This is a genomic window from Streptomyces sp. NPDC001492 (assembly GCF_053597275.1).
Genome location: NZ_JBSFHW010000034.1, coordinates 15,684 through 39,390 on the forward strand (window position 1 = coordinate 15,684; position 23,707 = coordinate 39,390).

Sequence of the window (23,707 nt, forward strand, 5' to 3'; positions counted from 1 at the left end):
AACTCGCGGCAAGGCCCGCGACCACCAGCCCGGCCTCAACATCGTGCCGTTCGGAGAGCAGTCCTTCGGCGTCTAGGCGGCTTCCGAGCGCTGCCTCAGCCGCCATGCCAGGGACCTGACGCTCCCGCAGGCCACCCTGCACGCCGAGGGACCTCGTGCAAGGATGCGATGTCTCCGAAGACCGCCGCCACCATCATCAAAACGCTGATCAAGAGCGTGGTCGAGGATGGCACCGGTCGGCAGACGGGCCTGAAGGACCGCGACAGCGCGGTCAAGACCGGTAACCGACAGTCGGGGGCCACCCATGGGAAACCACCTGCGTGGTCCTGGTCCGACTGTATGGACTCTGCAGGACGCCGCCGCCTGCGTCGGTGCTGCCCTTCGAGACCACGTGCGGCATCACCACCTGCCACCGTCTTCCACGGCCACAGACACCATGACGGCAGATGGGAATCCGTTGACTTCCTCGTCGGGCCCCCCGGGCATGCCCGGCATTGTTGGCAGCATCGGCTGAGACCGGCCCAGGGCCTGGCTGCCGTCGGACGCTGAACTGTACGCGCGCGGCGGCGCGTTCAGGCTGCTTCGAGGGATCGTGTACGTCCTCGGCGCGGGGTAGCGCAGCCCGTGTTCAGGGGCGAGGTGCGGGGGTCTCGGTGGCCAGCGGGCGGGTGAGGTGGGTGATGAAGTGCTGCCAGGGGGCCGGGGTGAAGGTGAGGATCGCGCCGGGGGTGCGAAAGGAGTCCCGGATCATCACCTGGGTGTCGGTGAGCGCCATTTCCAGGCAGTTGATGTTTTCGCTGAAGCTGCTTTTGTGCCATGCCCGCGGCTTGAGCACCAGCGTGCCTCCTGTCGCATCACCCGCCGGGGGGCGGGCGCGGGCAACTTGCTTGCAGCGCAAGCCTTTCACGGGCCGGATAGGCCCGTCCCGCCGTCCCCCGCTTGCCTGAGAGCCATCACGTGCGGCACTGGCCACAGCACGTTACGCCAGGATAACAACGGCTGCAGGGAATGCGAATACGGTGGTTTCTGCCATGATCACGTGTGCTGGCGGATGGGGGGAAGGCGGGTTGTGGGCCTGGTCGGTGGCGGGATGGATGAGGTTCGTGCGGCGGGTGAAGTTGACGTGTTATGGCGTGTGCTGGCTACGGCGGGGCGGACGGGGACATCCAGCGCGGCTAGACTGGGCGGCCTGAGCCGGGGCTTATAAGGGGACGGTCCATGACGCGTTCGACGCTCACTCAACGGCTGCGTGCGCCGCGTGTGGTGTGGTCCCTGTATGCGCTGGCGGCAGGGATCCTGGCGTACGGCGCCGGCTACGCCGCCACCCGCCTGTCCGGCACCGCAGCCTGGGGTGTGGCGGTGGCCGTGGTGGTCACGGGAGCAGCGGGCTGGTGGGGGGCTGCTGTGGTGCAGCGTCTGGGGCCGGCTCCTCGTCGGGTGCGGGCGGACTCAGTGCGTCGGGACGGGAGCGGGCCGTTGGAGCGGGTGCGGCACTGAGCGAGCGGCCGCGCAGCCAGGCCCGCAGCCGGGCGGTGACCATGGCGCCCACGCCGCAGCCGGCCACGCTGAGCCATCCGGCGGGGTGGGGGATGAGCACCTCGACGAAGACCAGACACACGCCACCCAGCACGGCCGGCGGGATGGTGATCACCCACAGCAGATGCACGGTGCGCGTCCGGTCATTCAGGACGTGATGAACGATCTCGTTGCACAGGCGGACCCAGGTGTCCACGCCGGCGGGTTCACGCCGTGCCATGGTCTCACCCCCTACTCGGCCCCGGCGGCGGCCGGTGAGCGCCCCGTTGTGTCCATCCCACACCCCAGACGTGGTCAGTCGTTAAGACCGCAGCCGTGCGGTGGCTGCGGGCGGCGCCGTTCCTCAAAGACGAGCATCCTGACGGCCGGCTGCCGGCCCGTGGGCCCGGCATGCGGCGGGCGGGGGGTGCCGCATGCGGCCGTCAGGCGGGAGTCATGACGGGGCATCACCCTGCCCGCCATCGGCGCCCGTGCCGGGGTTGGTGTCGGTGCCCGCGTCGGGATCAGGGATGTGAAGGTCGGCGCTGACGTCGCCGACGTGCTCGGCGACCTGACGCAGCCGCAGGCTCATGTGGTCGGCCAGGGCCACGTCCTCCAGCTCCCAGAAGGCCTGCAGGAACCGGCCGGTCTCCTCGGGGTCGTTGCTGGCGTAGGTCTCCGCGCGCGGATTCTCCAGATACAGCGAGTCCGGCATGCCCTCCTCGGCGAACTCGAAATGCGTGAAGGGGCCCAGCAGGCCGCGGTGGGCGCCGATGCTGAAGGGCAGAATCTGCAGCTTGATACGCGGGTGGTCGGCCAGCTCCGCCAGCCGCAACATCTGCGCTCTCATCACCCTCGGCCCGCCCACCCGGCGGCGGATGACGGACTCGTCCAGGATCATGAACAGCTGCGGGCCCTCGTCGCCCTCGAGGATGTCCTGCCGGGCCAGCCGGGCCTCGACCTTGCGGTCCAGCTCCGCCGAGGTGCCCGCCTCCCACTGCGTGTCCGTGAGCATCGCCCGCATGTACTCCTCGGTCTGGAACAGGCCCGGCACCACGTAGTAGTGGAACCCGCGGATGACCGACGCGGACGACTCCAGCGCCAGAAACGACAAGAACTCCTTGCCGTAGATGTCGCGGTACTCGCTGAACGGCAGCTTCCTGCTGCCCCGGGCCAGCTGCAGCAGCTGATCCGACCTGCGGCGGTCCGACACTCCGTACTCGGCCAGCAACGCCTTCAGATCGTTGACCGTCACCGCGACCTCACCGGCCTCGATCCTGATCAGCTTCGAGGGATGCCAGTCCATCTTCGCGGCCACTTCACGCTGCGTCAGATTCGCCCGCGTGCGGGCATTGCGCAATTCTGTCCGCAACCGAAGACGCTGAATGGCAGGACTTGGCGTGCTCACGATGCGCACCTCCCATCCCACACGATGCTATATGCAAGGTAGCAGATCGTCATATCGTCCCACCAGTCCTAGCGAATCGGCGGATCTCACCACGCAGCATCAGCCCACCAGCACCGCTCCGGGCAGGCAACCGCAACCAGCAAGGGTCCACCATGCAATCTCGCACAACACGCTGACACAGAAACCGTGCGAACACGGTGCGTGACACCGTATCGGATCACACACCCGAAAATCTCCCACACCGCATCCTCGCGGCCCGACCGGTACACACCCCCGCCCCCACCGGCATCACACCCGCCGGTCAGCGGCCCCCGACATGCCATCAGGAACTCAGCACATTCGCGTTGCCGCATGAACCTCCCCGGATCGGCCCTGGCTTGAGGAGCGCAGACCCAAGCGGTACAGGGCCGCAGTCACCTGACGGTGCCGGTCGGTCCGTCCTCGGCCGGGAAGACCCAGAGCCATGGGGGCGCGTCGGACCCCCGAAACCAGCAGTAGGAGAAGAGGGCCTCGGCATGGTTGACGAGGTACAGCTTGGCCCTGGGGGTGAACGGCAGGGCGCGGAAGTGGATGCGGACGTCGATGCCGTGGGTGTCACGCAGCAACAGCAGCGCGGCGCGCAGCGTCTGCCCGTGGGCGTTACGCTGCGCCAGCCACCTGTGGTGCCGGCTGTCGTCCTGGCTGCCGGTGGAGGAAACCGCGATGGGGAAAGCGAGTTGTATGTCCCGGCTGGGCAGCCGAACACGCACCGAATACGGCGCGGGCTGACTTCTCCCGTATGCACCGCAGTGATGGGGCGGCCGACGGCGATCAACAGCGCGTGATCGCTCAGGTACACCGCTTCGAGCCGCACGTCCTCCTCGGCGAAGGCCGCCGTGAGGAGGTCTCTCCGAGGGCGCAACTCGGTTCCAGGGCTGGGCCACACGATTCGACAGCCTTGCGGGCGAGTTCACGCAGCCGGGAGCGAACCGAAGCGATCATTCCATGATCCTCGACAAGGTTCGCGGCCGCCGCTGCGAGATCCGGGCGTTCGCGCAGCAACTGACGAACCTGGCCGACGGGCCGTCAGAAGTCGTACGGCTTCCTGGGCCTCCGGGTCGTAGCGTGATCTGCTTGTCGCCGCCCAGGGTGTCCTTCTTCGGCGGCTGGGCCCGGTCGGTGTGCCCTTGCTCCCGGACTCGTCCGTCCCGCTCGAGACGGGCGCCGGTCTCACCCCTCCCGGCTGTCACCACCGCCTTTGGCCCGCTCCGCGCTGCCCTTGCCGTCTCCGCTCGACGCGGACCGGCTCTGCGTGGTGTCGGCGGTGTGGTCGCCGCCCGAGCCCCCGGCGGCGCCACAGGCGGTCAGACCCAGGGCCAGCGCTGCGGTGACGGCAGCCGGGGCGGCGGCGGAACCGGTGGTACGGCGGGCATGGTGCGTGGTCATGATGAAAGCTCCCCCATGGTCTGTCAGAACGCGGCACCTCCTCCTGCTCCCGGAGAGCGACCGGCCGCATCGGTCGTTTCGCCGCACCCCATGAGATGGCACCCCGACAGGCACTGTTCACCCGGATCTGTCCGCATTCGGCAACGGCCAACTGGGTGCAAACACAACGGTGTTCACGCCGCACTGTCCGGAGTCGACACGGCAGACGGTCACCCCTGCTGCCGCGGGCCCCAAACCGCTGCTCGACGTCACACGATGAGCGGCTCGCCACAGCTGTCGACGAGGGGCGGAGCCCGGCCTGGGACGTGTGAGACCCCTGGGAAGTGTTTGAGATGTGCTCGTGGAGTCTGATGTGACCCGTCGCAGTGCCCCCCACCCGTCCCACCTGAGCAGTCAGCGGGTGTACCGATTACCGTTCCCCCGTGGCTGAGGAACCGATAACCGTCAAGTTCACGCGGGATCAGGCTCTTGTGCTGTCGCACTGGCTCCATCAAACGATGCACCAGTCCGACGTGCTGGATGTCCTGTTGAAGACGGACCGTGCAGTCTGGTCTCCGATCTACGCGATCTCCGGGGTGCTGGAAACGGCCCTCGCTGAGATCTTCATGCCCGACTATGACGAGCGCCTGGCGGCAGCGCGTCGGCGGCTGCTGGTCGAGATGTACGGCTCGAATGACGAAACAGAGACAGGGGGGACCACGTCCTGACACGGGCTTGAGGCGCCGATCAAGCCCGTGGATGGTCGCTACAAGGCGGCCGTCCAACTCACGTTGATCTGGCGGTCACTGTGACCACACCTCAAACACTTCCTGGCAGAAGGCCCCCGCCCTTCCGCGAACCGGGCCGGCGGGGCGTCCTCACCATCACGTCGGTCCCCCGTGACTGACGACTCGCCGCGGCTCAGCACTGGTCACCTACCAGGTCGTCCCAGTCGCCCCGGCTCATCGGCTGATCCCCCGCCCAGACCTCGCCGGGCTTGAGAGCGGTCAGATCGGAGCCGGAGAAAACAAGCTCCGAGGAGTACTTCGTGGAGTCATCGTCATGCACCGTGAAGGACAGGTTGTACGACCGGCCCCGCACCATCCTCTGAGGCCCGCTCCACCGCACCCGCCAGGAGCTCGGCGGGGCGAACAGGGGGAACGTCGTATCGCCGAACCCCTCGGGAATCCGAGACCGCCAGCCGTCGCCCGGATAGTCGGCCAAGCCAGTAGCGTCGGTCACCCACGAGCGCAACTCCGCACCGCTCGCCCGGTCGTCGCCGCACGGGCGCACCCGCGCAACCGGCTGCCCGTGCCCGTCCAGCCAGACCGCAATCAACTGCTTCTGCGGCGGAGTGCACCCGGCGAGCAGCCCACTCCCCACCGCCACACACACCGCCGCCACCACCACCCGTCGCATGCCCGCCCCCTGTCCGGCACAGCCCGCGCCGCCCTGCCGCAGCCGCCACTCCATGGTGGGCGGCCCCTGTGTGCGACCGGATCTGCGCCCGCGTCCCATTCGCCCACGAACTGCCCATAAAGTCGAGACACTTGATGGCCACCCCGCCACACAGGGCGCCCTTGTGTACCCCCAGGCAGACGTTCATCCACTGGACCTGTTGAACAGCCGTCAGCCTCTCCCCGAACGCCGTAGGGACCGCTCGTGTCGAGTGCCGTCTACCGGCCTCCAGCCACCCGAGGTTCAGGCGGGCGTATTCCGGGTGGTGCCGGAGTCCGTACAAGCCTGACTCCCGGGGATGGTGCGGTGTTGTCTGTGCCTGTCAGGCTCCTGCTCTCCAGCTGGCTCCGGTTTGGCGTCGGCGAAGTCGTACGGGGCCCAGTCGGCGATCCGGCGGTATCCGAGGCGCTGGTAGAGGGCGTTGCTCGTGGGGTTGCCCGCGTCTGTGAAGAGAACGACCTCTGTGGCGCCTGCGGCGCGTGCGGCCCGGCTCACCTCTGCGGTCACGGCCGCCGCGTAGCCGCGTCCGCGGAGGTGAGCCGGGGTGTAGACGGGGTCTACCCGGACCATCCCGGCGATCATCGGGTTCAGGCCCGCCATGGAGACGGGGGTGCCGTCGGGGGTCTCCCAGAAGGTGTAGGTCTTCTCGGCGAAGCGGGTGCCGGCCCAGGAGGCAGCGTCGATGGTGACGTTCTCGCCGAGATCGGCGGCGAGACCACGGCACCAGCGCATGAGGTGGTCGCGGTCCTGCTCGCCGACCGGGCGGCTGTGACCGTCCGGGTACGGGTCGGGCGGGGTGAGGGTGTCGAGGCGGTAGAGGTGCATCCGGACGCGGAGTGTGGGCGTCGCGCCGGTGTGCCGCTGCCAGGCTTCGGCGAATGCGGTGGCGGTGTCATGGTCCGCGGTGACGCCGGCGAGGGTGTGGCCGAGGCCGGTCAGTGAGGCGGCGAGGGTGTCGGCCCGCTCGGGGGAGAGTGGAGTGAGGGTCAGCCGGCGGGTCGGCGGGCGGTAGAAGACCGCTTGGGTCTCGCCCCCCGACTCCAGCCGGCCGAAGAGGACGGCTCCTGGAGTGAATGCGCCCGGTCGAGTTCGCCACTTTGCCAGCGTGGTGAGTGGCGTGTTGTGCAGAGCGGGGCGCGAGCGGAGAAAGTCTCCGGCGCGGGCGAGGAAGTCGTCGATGTCTTCGGTGAGGTGCCAGGCGTCCGGGAGCATGGTTCATGATCCCGGACGTACTCGGCTCGGGGCGGCGCTTTAGACGATGTCTCAGTTGGCGGTAGCTCGTTGTTGTGGGCATGGGCATAGTTGAGCGGCTGGTGCCGGACGGGTTGTGGGAGCTGTTCCAGGGCGTGGTGCCGCCGGCGCCACTGCGCCCGCAGGGCGGGGGCCGGCGGCGGTGCGATGACCGTGCAGTGCTGGCCGGGATCGTCTTCGTGGCGACTACAGGCTGCACCTGGCGGCAGCTGCCTCCGGTCTTCGGCGCCTCTGCGCAGACGGTGCACCGGCGCTTCACTGACTGGTCCGCTGCTCGGGTGTGGGCCAAGCTGCACCGGGTCCTGCTGGACCAGCTCGGTGCCAAGGGCAATGTGGACTGGTCGCGTTGCGCGATCGACTCGATCAGCGTCCGCGCCGTCAAAGGGGGTCCTTGACGGGACCGAATCCGACCGATCGCGGCAAGAACGGGGCGAAGATCCACGTCATCTGTGACCGCAACGGCCTGCCGATCTCCGTGGGGATCTCCGCCGCCAACGTGCACGACAGCCAGGCCCTCATACCGCTGATGCGCGGCATTCCTCCGATCCGCTCGCGCCGCGGTCCCCGGCGCCGCCGCCCGGACCGGCTCCACGCGGACAAGGGCTACGACTTCGACCACCTGCGTCACTGGCTGCGACGCAGGCAGATCGTGCCGCGCATCGCCCGCCGCGGTGTGGAGACCTCCAACAAGCTCGGGCGGCATCGCTGGGTGATCGAGCACACCCTGTCCTGGCTGGGCGGCTGCCGCCGCCTGCACCGCCGTTATGAGCGCAAGGACGAGCACTTTCTGGCCTTCGTCGGCCTCGCCAGCGCCCTCATCTGCTACAGGCGCTCCGTCCGCTGAGGAGAACGCCCGGCAGCAAGTACAGTCCCGGCGAGCCCATCGCATTCGGGGAGGCAATTTGGACAGCGCCATCAGCCAGATCGTGATCGCGGTTATAGGTGTCGGCGGCACGCTCGCGGCCGCCGTCATCACACAGCGGGGCGCCGACCGCGCCAGGGCCCGCGAGTTGGAGCACACGAGACAACTCCAGGAAGATGAACGCGAGTACGCCACGCGCCAGGCGCAGTTTGAGGCGCGGCGCACGTGCTACGCCACTCTCAGCGCCGGCAGTCGTGACTTGGCCAACGTGATGACACAGGTCATCCATGCCCTGGAGAGGGGCGAGGTGACCAAGGAGCTGCGGTCAGATCTGGACCGGGCACGCCGCGACCATCGCTTGCGTCACGCCGAGGCCCAGATGGTGCTTCCCGACGGCGTGGCGGAGGAAGCCAGCACGGCTAACCGTCATCTCGGCGAACTTTACGGCCTGTTGATGCGACTCGACGGAGGCACCGCCCGAGAGGGCGAGAGCCTGGACACCGCGCGGGAAAGCTTCGACAAGCTCTGGGATCCCCTGTGGAGAATGCGCCACGTCATGCGTATCGACCTCGGGATCACGGCACCCGACCAAGATCCGTAGGGCAGTGCACGTATCCCAGTTCGCCAATCAAGACATCGTCTTACTCGGAGATGCGCTGTCGCCGCGACGGGGCCGATGCCTTTCAGCCACGGGACCTAGCTGCTCCTGATCAGTCACGAGTTCTACTCGTCCACTGGCTGGTTCGCGGGCTATTGCGGGTGGGGCGTCGGGTCATCGTGGTGACGAGTGCCCAGTTCAGGTGGGCTTCGGAGGGCTGTGGGAGGCGTTCGTAGTCGCGTGCGTCGCGGCGGGCGTTCATGGGCCAGCCGATCGTGCGCTCCACTTGAGGTATGCGCGAGGCGTTCGGCCATAGCGTTTCCGAAACAGCGCTCCGCGACGCCCGCCGCTGGCGGCAGGCACGTACCCCGCAACGGTCCGAGCAGTACCCCGCCGCCTTCGACCGCTCTCCCTCACCGTCCACGACCGCCCGCACACCGGGCAGTCCACCTGTTCTCCTCGTGGTATCGCACCCACCCGCTGTCCTCGCCCTCACCGACGAACGGGGCCGTCTGATCTGGATCTCTGCGGCTCGGCCGGGCCTCACTCACGACATCACCGCCACCGCCCGTGACCGCATCCCGTCCCACCCGGCACCGTCGGCCTTGACGTCCCGGCCGATCTCGGCTTCCTCGGCTTGGACGGCGACCCGGATGACCCGTGGTCAGTACCGGCTTCAAGGCCACTCCCACCCGAAAGCTCACCACCACCGGAAAGGAAGCGAACCACTCTGTTCGTCCTCTGGTGACACATTCATATGCGGCGCGGCACGGCTCCGTCCTGCCAGCGGTAGAGGTCGCGCAGCAGGGAAATTTCGGCGCCGTGATGGATCAGCTCTCTGTTGACGTGCAGGACCCGGTTCTCCATGGGAAACCGCTCAGGACCCACCGGGGGCGGATTGTCCAGGTCAGCGTCCGAGAGTTCGCGGACCCCCGCGTTCCATCTCCCGTACATATCATCGAGCTGTTTCAGGGCCTCGTCAGCGGTCCCGGCGTAGGCGAATGTCTCGGAGTCGATGTCCTGGCCACCGAAGTACCATCCGACCCGATAGCCCAGGCACGAGACGATGATGTGCGCCAGCCGCCAGGCAATCGTGGTCACCGGGGCCGGCACAGGGTCCGGGGACGCGAAGTCCAACGTCCACTCCCCCGCACCTGCCGACATCGGTGCGGGGGACGTGCCACGCGGGCGGATGCTCCAGCAGCCGGGCACCGGCTCCCAGAGGTACTCCTCATCGGTAAGACCGTCCAGCCGTGGCCGCAGGTTCTTGTGCCAGTACCAGTCCAACTGCTCCGCGAGCCGCTCGCTTCTTGTCATCTCCGCACACTACATACAACACAGACAGACCTGGCTGCGCCTCTCGCGGACGCCGTCGCCGGCCGTGGGCCGCGAGACCGTACCGCACCAGGGAGATGGCACTGGGGGCTGATGTGCCTTCCCGTCGCGCCGCCGAGAGCGGCCTTTCGACATGAACACCCCGGCTGGCTGGGCTGGATGCACTGACCCGCATGTCACCCTCGGACGAATCCTCTTCCACCTGCTCCAGGAGTACGCCCGCCACCTCCGCCAGCTCGACGTCGCCCGAGAGCTCCTCGATGGGGCAACAGGCGAGTAGTACGCGCCAGGCCGCAACGGGCCCGGAGAAAGGACGGGTCGGGGTCGGGGCCGCCATCCTCGCCGGGGATCTGGCTCTGGCCTGGTCCGACGAACTCCTGCGCACCGCCGCCGGACTGCAACCGGCGCAACTGGCCGCGGCCCTTCCGCACATCGATCCGATGCACTCCGAGCTCGTGCGCGGGCAGTACCTCTACCTGACCGCCGCGGCGGCCGTATGCCGAAATCGAGATGGCGTTGCGGATGGCGCGCCACAAGACGGCGAAGTGCACCCTCGTGCGACCTCTGCAAGTCGGTGCAGCCCTCGCGGGAGCGGGCGGCGGCTGCAGGCGGCGTTGAGCGCTGATGCTCTGCCGACCGCAGAGTCTCTCCAACTGCGTGATGGCTGCTCGGCGTCTTCGGCGCGCCCCGTCAGATCGGGCAGTCGGTGGTGGAAGGTCTGCGGACCGCAATTTCACCCTGCGGCCGGCCATCGCGCGTGAGCACACTGCCACACGACAGTAGGCCCTTCTTGATCAGCTTGTCGGCCTACGCGGTCTGGGTGAGGAAGGCGCCGCTCGCGTGCGACACGTCCTCGTCAGGACGGGCGCCGTCGACGCGGTGGAGGCGATGATCGTCGAATGTCACCGGCGGACGCGCCAGGCTCTGGAAACAGCGCCGATCACGCCGTCGGCCCGCACGGCGCTGTGCCCGCTTGCCGAACCGTACGGGGGCGGGGTGCGTGACCTGTCGCCCGGCTGCCTCACCGAGCGACTGCCCGCTCTCAGGTGTTGGCCGCCCGCCCCCCAGCCGGAGCTTCCAGTCCCCGTCTCCATCGGTCATGCACGGCCCCACGACCCGTAGAAATCAAGATGCGGTGGTCCCCTACAACCGGCCCCTCGCCCCAGGAGTGTGACACCCGTTCAGCCACGCTCGGCGCGACATTGGCCACAAGGGTATGCATCGTAATGCGCATGAACAGCAGACAGAGGGTTGGTCACATGAAGGTCATTTCACGAGTCGCGGTCGTTGCTGCCCTGGGTCTTGCTCTTGCGGCAGGTTCGGCGACGACCGCATCCGCCGTGGCCATGGCGTCCGCGACGAATCTGACTACAAATGCCGTGGGTGCCCAACCGAGCCCTGAGGGCGACTTGGCCAACTGCACCGCCCTCTGGATTCAAATCTGCCTTACCTGAGGCTCGGGCTGCGAAGCGCGCGCTCGCTGCCTTGCCACCGCAAGGTGATCGAGGGCGCGTCAGTGACTGGCTCCAACGCTGCTGCCGTCAGGGAGATCCAGGACGTCATCAACGTGCACACGGACTACCCGATCACGCTGTCCTTCGACGGCAGCTTCGGCCCTCACCCTCAGGCCCGCAGGGCAGTCACGTGGCTCCAGAGCCACCACCACATCACCGGGGGCGCAGACGGCATGGTCCGCAGCCACACCTGGGACTACCTGCGCAGCTGACCGGCACCCGGCGCAGAGGTACCCCCGCGAGTGGGTCGGGCACGGCGTCCCGCCCTGACGACTCGGCCCACACGACCGCCGCCGACGCGGCGCCGACACGCCGGGCGCCGGGCGCCGGTCGACGATGGTCGGCTGTCCAGTCCCGGTAGGGGATGGTGACGTCGGTGTGAATCCGGCGCAGTGCCGTCTCCACCCGCTCCAGGAGTTCCGGACGTCAGGGCAGGAAGCGCTGGGCTCCAAGGTTGTCTGTGGGCGACATGCGGTGCTGATGGTGGTTCATGTCGGCATGGACGGCCACGAACCTCCCCGGCACACCGGACTGGTTGATCGCGTTGAACGCGTCGATCAGCCGGGACCGCTCGGCATCGGACAGCTCCTTCTCCGAACGCTCCCTCCAGCAGCATCAGTGCCGCTCCGGGAGTCGGCATGCTGAGACAGGCCGAGGGTGTGCGACCGCCCGTGACAACTGGCCCGGGCCAATGGGCCGTTGATCAACGAGACGCGACCTCCCCGACAGTGCCCGGGTAACAGCGGCCAGAACACCCCACCTCAGAAACCACTGGCTCGGCAGCGCCGAGCGTCGTCACAGCCGTCGCCGGGGCCCCACCCACCGCGGACGAACCGCCGAACGTCCGGAGACCGGGCAGAGGTACCTCACCCAGGCACCGGCACCGGCTGCGCCGCCAGGTGCCCGGCCCGGTGCAGCCATGCCACCAGTCCGGCGCACCCGGGACCGATCGCGGCCAGTACCGCCCACGGCAGCCACCGCACCCCTGTGTCGAACAGTGCCCCGACCGCCAGATTGCCCAGGGAGATCGCGATGCCGGAGGCGGTGTTGTAGGCGCCGTAGTACGTGGCGACGAGCCGGTCCCCGGAGAGCCGTACGACGGTGTCCATCTCGAAGGGGTAGAGCAGCGCCCCGCCCCAGGCCAGCAGAGCCGCGCAGACCATCAGCGCTCCCGCCCCGGCCCAGGCGTCGTACAAACCTGGCAGCAGGGGCAGGAAGGCCGCCCCCATCACCACGAGCCCGTACACGATGGCCTGCGGTCCTGGCAGGTTCTGCTTCGCCCACGCGGTCAGCTCCAGCTGTCCCGACAGCGCGGCCAGCGCGGAGACCGCGAAGATCACGCCGGTCACCAATCCGGTGCGCCCGCCGAACAGTTCCCGGGCGCGCAGGGGGAGGGCGAGGTAGACCTGGAAGGCCAGGACGTACGAGCCGCTCATCGCGGCGGCGAAGAGCAGGAAGGGCCGGTTCGCGGCGATCGTACGCCAGTCGGCGGCCACTGCCCGCCAGACCGGCTCGGCACCACGGTCGGCCGGGGGGCCGGCGGGCAGGGCGCGGGCCTGGAAGACGGCCAAGGCGCCGAAGATGAGCGCCGCGGCCGTGCACACCGCGCCGAAGTCCCAGGCCAGCAGGGCCAGTCCAGCGAGCGGGCCGACGAGGATGCCCGCCTGGTAGAAGACGTTGAAGGCTGCGAACGCCTCCACCCGGCGCTCCTGCCCCGCGTCCGCCGCCAGATACGCCCGTACGGCCGGGTTGAACAGCGCTCCCGCCAGACCTGTCAGAGCCGAGGCCGCAACCAGCGCGGGGAGGGAGTTCGCCACTGCCAGCAGTCCGAAGGCAACCGTCCGCAGCGCGCAGCCGGCCAGGATCATCGGCTTGCAGCCGCAGCGGTCGGCGAGCGTGCCGCCGACGAGGAACATGCCCTGCTGGGAGAGGTTCCGCACGCCCAGCACCAGTCCGACCGCCCAGGCCGCGAGACCGAGGCCGTGGGCGAGATGGTCGGCCAGGTAGGGCATGAGCATGTAGAAGCCGAGGTTGATGGCGAACTGGTTCACCATCAGCAGCCGTGCCGGGCGGTCGAAGGAGGCCAACTGAGCCCGTAGCCGCCTCATCGGGCAGCGGCCTTCGCCAGGTCCCGGCCGAGCGGATCTCGGACCCGGTCGCACCGCGTCCACCGCGCCACCGTGTACGCGTCCGGCTCGGCGATCTCCTCGGGCTCGTGCGGCGGTGTCTGGCCAAGCAGTCCGTGATCGCGGCACCAGGCGTCGTCGTAGACGGTATCCAGGTAGCGGTACGGGCCGTCCGGGAAGATCGCGGCAATACGCGTCCCTGCGGGGTACGTGCGCGCCGCCCACCCGGCCACGAGGGCCACCGCCCCCACGCTCCAGCCGCCGGAGACGTAGTGGTGGCGGGCGAGTTGGCGGCAGGCCCAGACCGCCTCCGCCGGGGCCACCCAGTGGACCTCGGCGAAGGCCGCGTAGTCGACGTTGTCCGGGTGGATGCTGGACCCCAGGCCGCGCATCAGCCGCGGTCCGCCCGGCTGACCGAAGATCACCGAGCCGACCGCGTCGACCCCGATGAGCGTCAGCCGGGGGAAGGTCTTCCGCAGCACGGAGGAAACGCCGGCGGAGTGCCCTCCCGTACCGACCGCGGTCACCAGCACGTCGACCCAGCCGAGCTGGGCGCTCAACTCGGCTGCGAGGGGCCGGTAGGCGGCGACGTTGTCGGGATTGTGGTACTGGTCCGGGCAGTACGCCCTCGGGGTGCGGGACAGCAGTTCGGCGACGCGTTCGCGGCGTGCCTCCTGCCAGCCGCCCTCGGGGAGCGGTTCGTTGACCTGGTCGACCCGTGCGCCGAGCGCGGTGAGCAACCGCGCCACCGGCGGCTCCATGCCCGGGTCGGTCACGATCGTCACCGAGTGCCCGTAGGTCAGCCCGGCCAGGGCGAGGCCCAGGCCGAGCGTGCCGCTGGAGGACTCGACGATCGGCGCGCCCGGCGCGAGGTCCCCGCGCCGACGGGCTTCACGGACCATGTGCAGGGCGGGACGGTCCTTGATGCCTCCGGGGTTGGCGCCCTCCAGTTTGGCGTGGAAGCCGCGGCCAGGCGGAGAGAAGGGCTCGTCCACCCACAGGATCGGGGTGTCGCCGACGAGTTGGGCGGGGCATCGGGCGATCACGGGTCGGGGGGCGTGCGTCCCAAGGGGTTCGAGTAGAGAGAGGTGCATGTGCATACGGCTCCTTCGCCCCCGGCATCGTGGGAGGCCGGGGGGAGTGCGAGTGGGCATGGCGCGCGGGCACGCCCCGACCCGTGGAGCGGGTCCGGGCGCGCGGGCGCGGCCCTACTGCCGCAGGACGCAGAGGAGCGCGAGCGCGGAGCCGCTGTCGCAGGAACGGGAAACGCCGGGCGGGCTGCGCCACCCGGCGTGCACGAAGTGCCCCCTCGATACGGCGGGCAGAGGGGGCCCGGCGGCATCGCCGCCAGGCCCGGCGACGGCGAAGTCCGCGCGCGGCCGGTCCGCCGCATGGTCGACGTGGCCATCCGCCGCGTGGTGAGGGCCGGGAAGCGGTGTCGTCGAGCCCGGGTCGTCGCCTTCGTCCGCGGCTTGCCGGACCTCGTGCGTCGCGACAGCACTCACGTCCGCCCCGGCGAACGAGCAGGCGTGCGCTGAGCCGGTGAGATGGGCGGCGATGACCACGATCAGCCCGATCAGCAGTCCGGCGCGACGGGAACGCCCGGCGCTCCCGCCCCTGCTGACCCACGACTCGATCACAGGCACACGGTAATCTCCCGGTGACGGTTAGTCATGTCGTAGGCGGCGTGCGTCGCCCGAATGGTGCCCCTGTCACGAGGGCCGTGAGTCGCCGAGCCGACGGGCTGCCGCAGTCGAAATCCTCGCTTTGCGTTCCCACGTCAGTGGACGTGTGAGGCGCCCGTTGTCTGCGGCCTGGTGGAGCGACACTGGGAATGTCCAAGAAGCCTCATCACCAGGGAGGCTTTGCCCTGAGGGTCCCGGCAGGGGCAAGGACCCACGCCATATGGTCACGCTGTCCTCACCGCCACCGCAGGTTCTTCCGCGGCGCGTGGTGGCAGGCCTTCCCATGGACGCACGCGACCACTCTGCCGGCGGCATCACATGCCGGAGCGGGAGGACTGGCGCCGCCAGCTCACGATCGTTGTCTGATTGGGTGTCACGTTGTACCAGGTGAATTTCCTCGGATCGCCCTCGCCGGCGCGGAAAACCCATTCCTGATCGTCCGGTTGAGATCGCTTGGGGGTGAAGGCCGACACGGTGAGCTCCTCCAAGGCAGGCCCCGAGAGCTCCAGGTCGCAGGCGAGGGTGAATGACCCATGTGCGAGCGGAACGTAATCCGTGGCATGCCGGTACATACGAGCACGGGGCGTCCCTCCCTCCCCTCCGAGGTCGGCGCCTATCACACCAACGCCCTGCTCATCCGTCTCACGTCACGCCCTCATGAGACGGCCGACGCGACGGCGGAGTTGGTACTCAGTCAACTGCTGCCCGCACTGAGGAAGTGAGCCCCTCGCTGCCGCGCTCACATGCCATGGCCGCTCAACCGGAACAGCTGCTGACCGTCAGAGTGGAGGCTCCATCGACCTGACAGGCTGTCGGATGCCACAGACCCGTGTGCGAGCAACAGCGCCCGCTGCGGGCTCCGTAACGACTCAGGACCTTCCTGGCCGTTTGTCGTCAGGTGACGCACTGGAGCCCTCCGTGCCACCGCCAGAGCCAGGACACAGCCTGCATCGACACCTTGCCACCCCTCAAGAACCTCCCTCGGCAGGCGCGGGCGGCGACGCCGGGCAGGCGGCGCTACCTGACCGCAGTCGCTGCTCGGGCGGTGGTCAGACCCGTGGAGACGAGGGTGAGCCAGCGGGCGCGGGCCGGCGGCGGCTGGTCGGTGGGAGCGGTGGAGAACAGCAGGTAGATGTCGTCGACGGTGACGTCTGGATGGATGTCACCGTCTGCCTGGCCTGCATGGATGAGGGCCGTGACGGCTGCCCCGGCACGGTCTTCGTCGGTGCGGTCACCGGGTTCCGCTCCCAGGGTCTGTGCAGCCGCCTTGATCGCCCGGTCGGTCACGGACGCCTCGATGAGGCGGCCGAGGAACGCTGTCAGCTCATCGAGTGCACGGGCGCCAGTGGCGACCCGTGCACGGGTGGCTTCCGCGTCGTCGGCCACGCGCGTGACGTGCTCGGCGACGACGGCGGCGACCAGGTCCGTCTTGGTGGGGAAGTGCCGGTACAGCGTGCCGACCGCCACGCCCGCGGCCGCGGCGATCTCGTCCATCCCGGCTTCGGGCCCGTGCCTGGCGATCTGCTCACCGGCCGCGGCCAGGATCTTCTTTCGGTTGCGGACCGCATCAGCGCGCGGCGCCCTGGCCTGGGGCACGGGCTCGCCTCCATCTCGACTTGCATCAACATGAACCGTGGTTCAGGATAGATGCTGAACCAGAGTTCATCTTACTTGCGGAGGAACAGCCATGCCCACGAAGACCGCCCTGGTCACCGGTGCCTCCTCGGGCATCGGCGAAGCCACGGCTCTCAAGCTCCAAGGCCTCGGCTACACCGTCTACGGAGCCGCCCGCCGCACCGACCGGCTGCACAGCCTCGCCGGCCAAGGCATCCGCCCCCTGGCCATGGACGTCACCGACGACACCTCCATGCAGACCGGCATCGAGAAGATCATCGCCGAGGCGGGCCGCATCGACGTGCTCGTCAACAACGCCGGCTACGGCTCCTACGGCGCCCTCGAGGACGTCCCGCTGGACGAGGCCCGCTACCAGTTCGAGGTCAACGTCTTCGGCGCGATCCGCCTGATCCAGCTCGCCCTCCCCCACATGCGCGCCCAGCGCTCCGGCACCGTCGTGAACATCACCTCGATGGGCGGCAAGGTCCACACCCCGCTCGGCGGCTGGTACCACGGCACCAAATTCGCCCTCGAAGCCTTGAGCGACTGCCTTCGTGTGGAGGCCAAGCCCTTTGGCATCGACGTCGTCGTCATCGAGCCCGGCGGCATCGCCACGGAATGGGGCGGCATCGCCGCCGACAAGCTGGAGAAGTCCTCCACCGACGGCGCCTACGCCGCCCAGGCCGGCGCCGTCGCCTCCTCCCTGCGCTCCGAGGCAAACGCCAACCGCAACTCGCCGCCCTCCGTCATCGCCGACGCCATCGGCAAGGCGGTCACCGCACGCCGTCCCAAGACCCGCTATGTCAAAGGCTTCGGCGCCCGCCCCCTCATCGCCCTGCGCCGGATCCTGCCCGATCGCGCCTACGACACGGTCATCTCCCGAGCAGTCGGCCTCGCGCGCTGACGAAGCCGCACCACGGAGCAATGGTGAACCACGAGAGCCAGGGGCAAGTTTCGCCCCGGCTCTCATACTCCGGCCGTTGCCCGGCGCTCACCGACGGGCCTTGTTGCGCTTCGCCCACCTCCTCACTTCGGCGAGCGCGGATGAGGGATGAGACGAACGGGGACCGAGCAGACGGGCGGCTGGGGTGGGGCGGGATCCGCGGCAGGCGAAGCGGCAGTCGTCTCCGCCGTCACGGACCGCGAGAACGGCGCCCTGCGGGCTGCTGTCCGAGGAGGCTGCCGCTGGTGGCATCGAGAGAGGCCGGTGATCCAGCGGGCCTGGTCGGTGGCGAGGAAGACGCCCACGTCGGCGACCTCTTGCGACTCCCCGAGCCACATGGTGCCGGGCAGCACGCTGTTGACCGTGATCCTCCGAGGGGCGAGATTTCCCGGCCAGGAGCGGAGTGAGCTGGTCGAGCGCACCCTTGGACGTCGAAGCGGGCAAGGCCCCTGAGTTGATGCTCGGTCAGGCCTACGACCCCGCGATCGGCACGGTCACGATCAGCCGTCTGGTGTACGCGTACGGTACGACGGCCAGGGCGATCCCGCCGGCGCCGCGAGTCTTGCTCGCCACCGTATGGCCTCACGGACGTAGCGAAGCCGACCGGTCTCATCGAGAGGAGAAGGCCAACGTGGCGCACTGGGCCGCAAACGGCTCACCCGTGTCTGGAATCTCTCATCACCGGGGTAGCGGTCACATTGATGCAGGCTCAGCGCCAGCGCTTCGAACTCGATCGAATTCATAGACGGGGCGGTGCAGCCGTCGGAGGGTTGGTGCGACGACGACAGGCCCCGACCCGTCACATGTGAAGGGTGCGGAATCTGCTGACGTGCAGGCCACGGCCCGGCGCGCGTCGAAGAAGGACCGGCCCGGCATGCGCCGAGTACCGGTGGTGACGGCCGACGGAGATCGGCCGTAAAACGGAGGGACACCACGATGCGCAGGATCACACGCGGCGCCGCCGCGCTGGCACTTGCCACGGCCGCGATAGCAGCAGCCGGCAGCGGCTCGGCGCACGCGAGCGACAGGACCGTGTACGGCTGCCCGGGCGGGGCGGTGTGTATCTATCCCGAAGGGGCGGACATCCACACGAGCTCGCCGACGAACATCTTCTACAGCTACGGCGCCCACGATCTCAGCAACCAGTTCGGCAACCACTATGTACTCAACAACCAGTACGGCAGCGCCAACGCCACCGCCCAGTTGTGCAACGGCTACAACGGCGTCGACTGCACAATCACCATTGAGCTGAACGAGTTCGCTGTCTACAACCTGACTCCGATCAACTCGGTCGTCCTGAACCGACCGTGACGACTCGTCAGCAGATGACGCCGACGGCGCAGCACCGGCACGCCTGACGCAACGGTGTCCTGGTCAGCGGTCCAGTGCGGGCAGATGGGCCAGGCCGGTATCGAGCATGATGCGGTCGATGGTCTCGTGCAGGGCACTGTCGACGCCGACGATGGTCTCGATGCCGCCGGGCAGCAGATCGCGCGGCCGATACCAGTCGCGCAGTTGCCTCTCGTTGACGTCGTCGGCGATCGGCTTGGTGGCGTGCCGGGCGAGGGTCTCGTCGAACGGCACGTCCAGGTAGAAGCCGTGGCTCGGGCCGCGGTGGTCGGCGCGCAACTGCGCGAGCATGTCGCCGTAGTGGTCGGAGTAGAGGATGCCCTCGACCACGACGTGATACCCGGCATCGAGGGCGTAGCGGGCCGTCAGGTCGATCAAGCCGATGTTCGCGGCGCCAGGCCTGTCGCGCTCGCGCAGCACGGTGCGGCGGAGGTTGTCCTGGGCGACCAGGGCCAGGCCACGGCCGAACCTGTCGCGGAGGCCGGCCGCGACGGACGACTTTCCTGAGGCGCTGTTGCCGCGCAGTACGACCAGCCGGGTGTTGTCGGTTCCCACCATCACGGCGCTCACGTTATCGACCACCGGTGACACCGCCTTGGGCCCTTGGCTCACGCGATCATCAGCATCTCTCCACGAGCGAGTCGGTCCCTCGGGGCCGCGTTGACGTGCTCGATCACAGACGTGAGATTGAGCCCCGCGTCGGCGAGCGCGGTGACCGTGCGCTGGGCCAGTTCGGCGCGGGCGCGCTCGTCGGGGAGGACCGGCAGGGCGAGGGACAGCCACACCTTCATGTCGTTCCCGGCGGAGACGAGCACGGCCTCCCCGGGTCCGTGGGCAATGCCGGCCGTGCTGAGGGCGTTGAGTACGGCGGCGCGTCGTTCGGCCGTAGCCCTCCGGTCGACCTCGCGGGCGGCAGCGTAGATCGCGTTGAACAGTTCGGAGGCAGCCCGGACCGCTGTGGTGGCGTTGATGCTGTACGGCCCCATGGTCACCGTGTCGGTTGCCGGGTCGTAGCCGAAGCCCCAGAAGTGACGGGCCACGTCTCGAGGGATCTCCCCTGCCTTGACGCGTTCCTTCTGTGGGCCTCGGCCCCTGCCACGGGACCAGTCCTCGAAGTGGGCCAGACCGTCACGCATGTCCTTCACGCCGGGCAGCTGCTTCTGGAACCGCCGGCAGGCCTCCACCAGGTGCTGCACGACAGCCGGGTCGATGCCCAGCTCTTCCAGCGCGTCGAGCTCCGACGTCGCTGCTGTCAGCAGCTGACGCAGGGCATTACAGAGATGCCGGGCGTCGATCTGACGCGAGTCGCACCAACCGATCCCCTCAGAGCCGGCATGCATGCGCTGGACGGACAGAACGACGTCTTCGCGTGCCCACCGAGCTTCCGACACAGCGATCGCGTACGGGTTGTCCGCCGGTGACCAGTCGTCTGCCGGAGACTCGGTGTTGGTGGCGTCCATGGGGACATCGTCTCCCCCGGACTGTGGGTCTCGCTGGCATTTTCGGCGCCGCACCTCTCTGAAGCCGACCGTTTGAGAGGCGTAAGGGGGTGGGCGGGCAGCGCATCCGGCTCACTGGCTTGGTTTGCGCGCTGGCGGGAGAGCGGATGGAGGCGCTTCGGTCCAAGGGACCCTCTGCCACATGAAACCCGACCATGACCGAAGAAGCGCACATCAAACGCCCTTCAGAACACGATCAAGCGCCGCCCGACCTGCAGGTCCCCAGTGCGGCTTGCCGCCGGGAAGGCCCCGGTCTCCACTCTGCCCCATGAGTATGAGGAAGAGGCTCTTCATAGCTGCCAACCCGCGGGCGCGCCGGATCGCCGCCTCGTCTGCATGCGCATACGTGTCGAAGAACCGTGAGGCCGTGCCCGCGGGTAGCAGCACCCACGCGGCGGCGAGGTCCCACGCCGGGTCGCCGGCAAACATGTCACCGAAGTCGACGATGCCCGAGAGTGTTCCGTCCGAGACGACGACGTTCGCGGGATGGAGGTCACCGTGCACCCACACCGGCGGGCCCTCCCACGCGCCGGCCGCAACGGCGTCGTCCCAGACAGCCCGGACATCGGCAGCGATGTCGTCGAGGGCAACTGCCTGGAGGAAATTCTCGAAGCCGTCAGTGCAGTTCCTGGGATGGGCGCCGCGGTCCGTAGCGATCGGCGCCTCGGCGGGCGCCTCCACATGGAGCGCCCGGAGGAAGCCCGCCAGCGTGTCGGCCGCGTGGGCCCCGCGGCTGATCGAGCAGTGGTCCAGCGGTTCGCCGCGAACCCACGTCATCACGGTCCAGTGCTTCGGGAAGCGCTCGGACGGTTCGCCGAACCGCACCGGGGTCGGCACTGGGAGCGGCAGGCGCGGTGCCAGCACGGGTAGCCACCGCCGCTCCTTGAGCTGGAGCTCCGGGGTCGGGTCCATGCGCTGCATGCGCACGGCCAACTCGTCCCCGAGGCGCCACATTTGGTTGCCCCATCCGCCCGCCACCTCGCGGATGGCCAGCCCAGCGAGGTCCGGATGCTGCTCCTGCAGCAGGTCCCGGACCAGGTCTGCGGTGATCTCGATCTCGGAGTGGTTCATGCGAAGTCACAGTATCGAGGTGGCAGGGGAGCGACTCTCACCCTCCGGAACATCTCGCTGTGGTTCCTCTGTCATTCCGTGGCCGAATCTCACGGCCGATGGCCACTCGCTGGCCGATTGGCCATGCAACTGAGACGCCGCAGGTCAGTAACCCGGCTGGGCCACTCTTCCAGCCTGGACTACGACCGGCCCTCTGCGATGGGGTGGCGATGACCGAGCGGGAGCGGGAGACGCTGGCCATCGCGCTGGACCATGCGTGGCGTTGGTACGGAGGCTCCCCCGACACGTGGGTAGCCCTCCCGTAGGAGCGTCCTCAGGGCCAGAGAGCCAAAAAGAGACAGCTCAGGTCACGGCACCGCCGCGGGCCAACTCGCCAGTGGCCACTGTTCAACCCCAGACGCACCCAGTCCGCTCATCCTGGCCGTCGTCCGGAAGGCCCACGTACGTTCCCGGTCATGGTCGGCAAGAGACAGAAGCGAGCGGCTTATGTAGCCGGGGATGTCGCCCTTGTTGTAGTCGATGGCCGGCATCGGGGTGTTCGCCGCCGCCGTGGTGAGTTCGGCGATCACGCGTCTCGTCAGACCGGCCCCGAGTCCCGTGGCGTCCTCGGCGCTGCCGATCCGGGCCAGTGCCGTCGCCGCCGCCCAGCGGATCAAAGGCTCCGCGGCGTCCAGGTAAGGGCTGAGCGACGAGGTGAGGGTGACGTCGCCGAGCAGACCGACCGCCACCAGGTTGGTGGCCGTCACGGTCACGGAGTCCTCGACCTGCAGGCGGTCCAGGAGACAGGGCAGTACGGTCGCGGCCTCTTCGGGGAACCAGGCCGACAGAGAGGCGGCCCTGGTCCGGATGGCAGGGGCGGGATCGTCGAGGAGCGGGAGCAGCCCGGGCAGCTCGGTGCGGACCGCGTCGTAGGAGAGCAGGGCACTCGCCCGGGAGTCCATCAGCCGCCCAGCGGCCCACTCCGCACGAATCCCCCTGATCCTGTTGCGCTGGTCCTCGTCCGGCTCGGCCGCTACTTGCTCGTCGTACCAAGCCAGTGCCTCATCCATGCTCAGTTCGGCGACTGCTGCCCGCCAAGCCTTGATGTCGATGCCACCGGGCAGGTCGTATTCATCGTGCCAGTCGATCGCGAGTCTGATCAGCAGAGACAGCACCCCGTCCCGGACGGTGCGGGGCCCGGCCAGGGCGATGCGGGCCAGGAAAGGCACAGCGTACGGTGAGGCGGAGTATCGGGTGCCCTGGTGAAAGATGTTGCCGGACAAGGCCATCAGGGCACTCTCACGGGCGGCCTCGTCCGGGCCGCACAACGCGGTGAGCTGTCCGGGGACGTCCTGCGCTCTCCCGTACGCGTGGCCCAGCTCGGCCCAATCCACCTCGTCCAGGCCTTCCAGGACTCGCTCACTGTCGATCACCTCCCGACTGTCGCACACGCCACTGACAGTGGGTTGGGTGAGAGCCGCCCGTGGCAATTCGCCAGCACGGCGAACTGCCGTGGTCGCCCCGACGGCGCTGCGGCCGACACGGGTGCCACCGCCTCCGCCTGGTAGGGCAATGTCCACAACGGCGCGAATGCACAGTCACCACCAGGCTCAACGAGCTCGGCGTGTACAACCTGACTCCGATCAACTCGGTCGTCGTGAACCGACTGTGACGGCCTGTCAGCATGACAGCGGCGCCGCAGCACGGCAGGGCATCCGCGAGACGACGCTGAGCACCTACCCGACGGTTGAGAGTCTGGGGAACAAGCTCAGGGCGTGTCACCGGAGTAGTAGAAGCGGCACGTCACGCCCGGGCCCGGCGTGCGCGGTTCGCCGGAGTGCGGGTCGTACAGGGCGCGGCCGCCCGGCCACCGCGACAGCTCGGTGGGCAGGGCGGCACCGTCGTCGACTTCCTCCGGCCGCCAGCCCGTGATGTCCAGCAGCAGTCCGTCCAGCGGCCCGCCTACGAGCGCGGCGTAGGTCCGACACGGGCGGGGGCCGGGGTCGGGGTCCTCGTGGTCGAAGCCGTAGACCCGGCCGCGCAGCAGTTGCTCATCTCCGTTCATTGCTCCAGCCTGTCAGCCGCCACCGACAAC

The 23,707-nt window shown here is 68.8% G+C and carries 25 protein-coding genes and 2 pseudogenes; 8 read left to right on the top strand and 19 right to left on the bottom strand.

All coding sequences use genetic code 11. The features are described 5' to 3' along the window. Positions 1–628 precede the first annotated feature (628 nt). The 5 genes from ACWC1K_RS34430 to ACWC1K_RS34450 all read right to left on the bottom strand — a co-directional run bounded on the left by ACWC1K_RS34430 (position 629) and on the right by ACWC1K_RS34450 (position 4,348). Complete coding sequence (locus ACWC1K_RS34430) at positions 629–835, bottom strand: DUF397 domain-containing protein (RefSeq protein ID WP_450836849.1); 207 nt, start codon at positions 833–835, stop codon at positions 629–631. Between the two features lie 537 nt (positions 836–1,372). Continuing rightward, positions 1,373–1,756 (bottom strand): hypothetical protein, encoded by a 384-nt coding sequence (locus tag ACWC1K_RS34435; protein WP_450836850.1) that lies wholly within the window; start codon positions 1,754–1,756, stop codon positions 1,373–1,375. A gap of 213 nt (positions 1,757–1,969) precedes the next feature. Continuing rightward, entirely contained in the window at positions 1,970–2,944 is a 975-nt protein-coding gene (locus ACWC1K_RS34440; RefSeq protein ID WP_450836851.1) for a helix-turn-helix domain-containing protein, read from the bottom strand. A gap of 392 nt (positions 2,945–3,336) precedes the next feature. Then, on the bottom strand, positions 3,337–3,672 hold the full coding sequence (locus tag ACWC1K_RS34445; RefSeq protein ID WP_450836852.1) for a hypothetical protein: 336 nt from the start codon (positions 3,670–3,672) through the stop codon (positions 3,337–3,339). 460 nt (positions 3,673–4,132) lie between these two features. Next, positions 4,133–4,348 (bottom strand): hypothetical protein, encoded by a 216-nt coding sequence (locus ACWC1K_RS34450; protein WP_450836853.1) that lies wholly within the window; start codon positions 4,346–4,348, stop codon positions 4,133–4,135. A 422-nt stretch (positions 4,349–4,770) separates the two neighbouring features. Between ACWC1K_RS34450 and ACWC1K_RS34455 the strand changes: the two genes are divergently transcribed. Continuing rightward, positions 4,771–5,055, top strand: a complete 285-nt coding sequence (locus ACWC1K_RS34455) for a hypothetical protein (protein WP_450836854.1) — start codon at positions 4,771–4,773, stop codon at positions 5,053–5,055. 193 nt (positions 5,056–5,248) lie between these two features. Here ACWC1K_RS34455 and ACWC1K_RS34460 read toward each other — a convergent pair whose 3' ends face one another. The 3 genes and pseudogenes from ACWC1K_RS34460 to ACWC1K_RS34470 all read right to left on the bottom strand — a co-directional run bounded on the left by ACWC1K_RS34460 (position 5,249) and on the right by ACWC1K_RS34470 (position 6,997). Next, positions 5,249–5,800, bottom strand: a complete 552-nt coding sequence (locus ACWC1K_RS34460) for a hypothetical protein (RefSeq protein ID WP_450836939.1) — start codon at positions 5,798–5,800, stop codon at positions 5,249–5,251. A 142-nt stretch (positions 5,801–5,942) separates the two neighbouring features. Then, a pseudogene (locus ACWC1K_RS34465) lies at positions 5,943–6,068 on the bottom strand (hypothetical protein); the annotation flags it as partial. Next, the gene (locus ACWC1K_RS34470) at positions 6,029–6,997 is read right to left on the bottom strand and encodes a GNAT family N-acetyltransferase (protein ID WP_450836855.1); all 969 of its coding nucleotides are present in this window, start codon (positions 6,995–6,997) and stop codon (positions 6,029–6,031) included. The pseudogene ACWC1K_RS34465 and the gene ACWC1K_RS34470, both read right to left, overlap by 40 nt. A gap of 80 nt (positions 6,998–7,077) precedes the next feature. On the opposite strand from ACWC1K_RS34470, the gene ACWC1K_RS34475 reads away from it, so the two are divergent. After that, positions 7,078–7,880 (top strand): IS5 family transposase gene (locus ACWC1K_RS34475; protein ID WP_450836856.1). Its coding sequence is split into 2 segments (ribosomal slippage): positions 7,078–7,426 and positions 7,426–7,880, totalling 804 coding nucleotides; the frame shifts between segments, so codons are not numbered across the junction. Between the two features lie 58 nt (positions 7,881–7,938). After that, positions 7,939–8,499 carry a hypothetical protein gene (locus ACWC1K_RS34480; protein WP_450836857.1) on the top strand — a complete coding sequence of 187 codons (561 nt, stop codon included), beginning with the start codon at positions 7,939–7,941 and terminating at the stop codon, positions 8,497–8,499. Positions 8,500–9,249: 750 nt separating this feature from the next. Here ACWC1K_RS34480 and ACWC1K_RS34485 read toward each other — a convergent pair. Beyond that, a complete protein-coding gene (locus tag ACWC1K_RS34485) occupies positions 9,250–9,813 on the bottom strand; it encodes a DinB family protein (RefSeq protein WP_450836858.1) in 564 nt (187 codons plus the stop codon). Positions 9,814–9,997: 184 nt separating this feature from the next. Between ACWC1K_RS34485 and ACWC1K_RS34490 the strand changes: the two are divergent. Together ACWC1K_RS34490 and ACWC1K_RS34495 are read left to right on the top strand one after the other, a co-directional pair. Next, positions 9,998–10,111, top strand: a pseudogene (locus ACWC1K_RS34490) (mycothiol transferase); the annotation flags it as partial. A gap of 1,236 nt (positions 10,112–11,347) precedes the next feature. Next, positions 11,348–11,557, top strand: a complete 210-nt coding sequence (locus ACWC1K_RS34495; protein WP_450836859.1) for a peptidoglycan-binding domain-containing protein — start codon at positions 11,348–11,350, stop codon at positions 11,555–11,557. A gap of 654 nt (positions 11,558–12,211) precedes the next feature. Here the strand turns inward: ACWC1K_RS34495 and ACWC1K_RS34500 are convergent. The 4 genes from ACWC1K_RS34500 to ACWC1K_RS34515 all read right to left on the bottom strand — a co-directional run bounded on the left by ACWC1K_RS34500 (position 12,212) and on the right by ACWC1K_RS34515 (position 15,629). Next, positions 12,212–13,453, bottom strand: a complete 1,242-nt coding sequence (locus ACWC1K_RS34500; RefSeq protein ID WP_450836860.1) for an MDR family MFS transporter — start codon at positions 13,451–13,453, stop codon at positions 12,212–12,214. After that, positions 13,450–14,565, bottom strand: a complete 1,116-nt coding sequence (locus tag ACWC1K_RS34505) for a pyridoxal-phosphate dependent enzyme (RefSeq protein ID WP_450836861.1) — start codon at positions 14,563–14,565, stop codon at positions 13,450–13,452. The genes ACWC1K_RS34500 and ACWC1K_RS34505 overlap by 4 nt, the downstream gene beginning before the upstream one ends. A 114-nt stretch (positions 14,566–14,679) precedes the next feature. Next, on the bottom strand, positions 14,680–15,111 hold the full coding sequence (locus tag ACWC1K_RS34510) for a hypothetical protein (RefSeq protein ID WP_450836862.1): 432 nt from the start codon (positions 15,109–15,111) through the stop codon (positions 14,680–14,682). Between the two features lie 359 nt (positions 15,112–15,470). After that, on the bottom strand, positions 15,471–15,629 hold the full coding sequence (locus ACWC1K_RS34515; protein ID WP_450836863.1) for a hypothetical protein: 159 nt from the start codon (positions 15,627–15,629) through the stop codon (positions 15,471–15,473). Between the two features lie 87 nt (positions 15,630–15,716). On the opposite strand from ACWC1K_RS34515, the gene ACWC1K_RS34520 reads away from it, so the two are divergent. Continuing rightward, entirely contained in the window at positions 15,717–15,878 is a 162-nt protein-coding gene (locus ACWC1K_RS34520) for a hypothetical protein (RefSeq protein ID WP_450836864.1), read from the top strand. 295 nt (positions 15,879–16,173) lie between these two features. Here ACWC1K_RS34520 and ACWC1K_RS34525 read toward each other — a convergent pair whose 3' ends face one another. Then, positions 16,174–16,752: a TetR family transcriptional regulator gene (locus ACWC1K_RS34525; protein WP_450836865.1), complete on the bottom strand. Its 579-nt coding sequence runs from the start codon at positions 16,750–16,752 to the stop codon at positions 16,174–16,176. A gap of 91 nt (positions 16,753–16,843) precedes the next feature. Here ACWC1K_RS34525 and ACWC1K_RS34530 point away from each other — a divergent pair, with 91 nt between their 5' ends. Continuing rightward, a complete protein-coding gene (locus ACWC1K_RS34530) occupies positions 16,844–17,674 on the top strand; it encodes an oxidoreductase (RefSeq protein ID WP_450836866.1) in 831 nt (276 codons plus the stop codon). A 975-nt stretch (positions 17,675–18,649) separates the two neighbouring features. Beyond that, positions 18,650–19,024, top strand: coding sequence for a hypothetical protein (locus tag ACWC1K_RS34535; protein ID WP_450836867.1), 375 nt, complete (start codon positions 18,650–18,652; stop codon positions 19,022–19,024). A 63-nt stretch (positions 19,025–19,087) separates the two neighbouring features. Here the strand turns inward: ACWC1K_RS34535 and ACWC1K_RS34540 are convergent, their stop codons facing one another. The 5 genes from ACWC1K_RS34540 to ACWC1K_RS34560 form a co-directional block, all read right to left on the bottom strand. Next, positions 19,088–19,621, bottom strand: coding sequence for an AAA family ATPase (locus ACWC1K_RS34540; RefSeq protein WP_450836934.1), 534 nt, complete (start codon positions 19,619–19,621; stop codon positions 19,088–19,090). 50 nt (positions 19,622–19,671) lie between these two features. Then, complete coding sequence (locus ACWC1K_RS34545) at positions 19,672–20,523, bottom strand: hypothetical protein (RefSeq protein ID WP_450836868.1); 852 nt, start codon at positions 20,521–20,523, stop codon at positions 19,672–19,674. A 213-nt stretch (positions 20,524–20,736) separates the two neighbouring features. After that, complete coding sequence (locus ACWC1K_RS34550) at positions 20,737–21,633, bottom strand: aminoglycoside phosphotransferase family protein (protein ID WP_450836869.1); 897 nt, start codon at positions 21,631–21,633, stop codon at positions 20,737–20,739. 347 nt (positions 21,634–21,980) lie between these two features. Beyond that, entirely contained in the window at positions 21,981–23,045 is a 1,065-nt protein-coding gene (locus ACWC1K_RS34555; protein WP_450836870.1) for a hypothetical protein, read from the bottom strand. 335 nt (positions 23,046–23,380) lie between these two features. After that, entirely contained in the window at positions 23,381–23,677 is a 297-nt protein-coding gene (locus tag ACWC1K_RS34560; RefSeq protein WP_450836871.1) for a hypothetical protein, read from the bottom strand. Positions 23,678–23,707 lie beyond the last annotated feature (30 nt).

Bases quoted from the DNA above. Each gene is read 5' to 3' on its own strand.
- ACWC1K_RS34435 (WP_450836850.1), bottom strand. From the start codon at position 1,756: ATGGCACGGCGTGAACCCGCCGGCGTGGACACCTGGGTCCGCCTGTGC.
- ACWC1K_RS34450 (WP_450836853.1), bottom strand. From the start codon at position 4,348: ATGACCACGCACCATGCCCGCCGTACCACCGGTTCCGCCGCCGCCCCG.
- ACWC1K_RS34460 (WP_450836939.1), bottom strand. From the start codon at position 5,800: ATGGAGTGGCGGCTGCGGCAGGGCGGCGCGGGCTGTGCCGGACAGGGG.
- ACWC1K_RS34470 (WP_450836855.1), bottom strand. From the start codon at position 6,997: ATGCTCCCGGACGCCTGGCACCTCACCGAAGACATCGACGACTTCCTC.
- ACWC1K_RS34485 (WP_450836858.1), bottom strand. From the start codon at position 9,813: ATGACAAGAAGCGAGCGGCTCGCGGAGCAGTTGGACTGGTACTGGCAC.
- ACWC1K_RS34500 (WP_450836860.1), bottom strand. From the start codon at position 13,453: ATGAGGCGGCTACGGGCTCAGTTGGCCTCCTTCGACCGCCCGGCACGG.
- ACWC1K_RS34505 (WP_450836861.1), bottom strand. From the start codon at position 14,565: ATGCACCTCTCTCTACTCGAACCCCTTGGGACGCACGCCCCCCGACCC.
- ACWC1K_RS34520 (WP_450836864.1), top strand. From the start codon at position 15,717: ATGCCGGTACATACGAGCACGGGGCGTCCCTCCCTCCCCTCCGAGGTC.
- ACWC1K_RS34530 (WP_450836866.1), top strand. From the start codon at position 16,844: ATGCCCACGAAGACCGCCCTGGTCACCGGTGCCTCCTCGGGCATCGGC.
- ACWC1K_RS34535 (WP_450836867.1), top strand. From the start codon at position 18,650: ATGCGCAGGATCACACGCGGCGCCGCCGCGCTGGCACTTGCCACGGCC.
- ACWC1K_RS34540 (WP_450836934.1), bottom strand. From the start codon at position 19,621: ATGGTGGGAACCGACAACACCCGGCTGGTCGTACTGCGCGGCAACAGC.
- ACWC1K_RS34545 (WP_450836868.1), bottom strand. From the start codon at position 20,523: ATGGACGCCACCAACACCGAGTCTCCGGCAGACGACTGGTCACCGGCG.
- ACWC1K_RS34550 (WP_450836869.1), bottom strand. From the start codon at position 21,633: ATGAACCACTCCGAGATCGAGATCACCGCAGACCTGGTCCGGGACCTG.
- ACWC1K_RS34560 (WP_450836871.1), bottom strand. From the start codon at position 23,677: ATGAACGGAGATGAGCAACTGCTGCGCGGCCGGGTCTACGGCTTCGAC.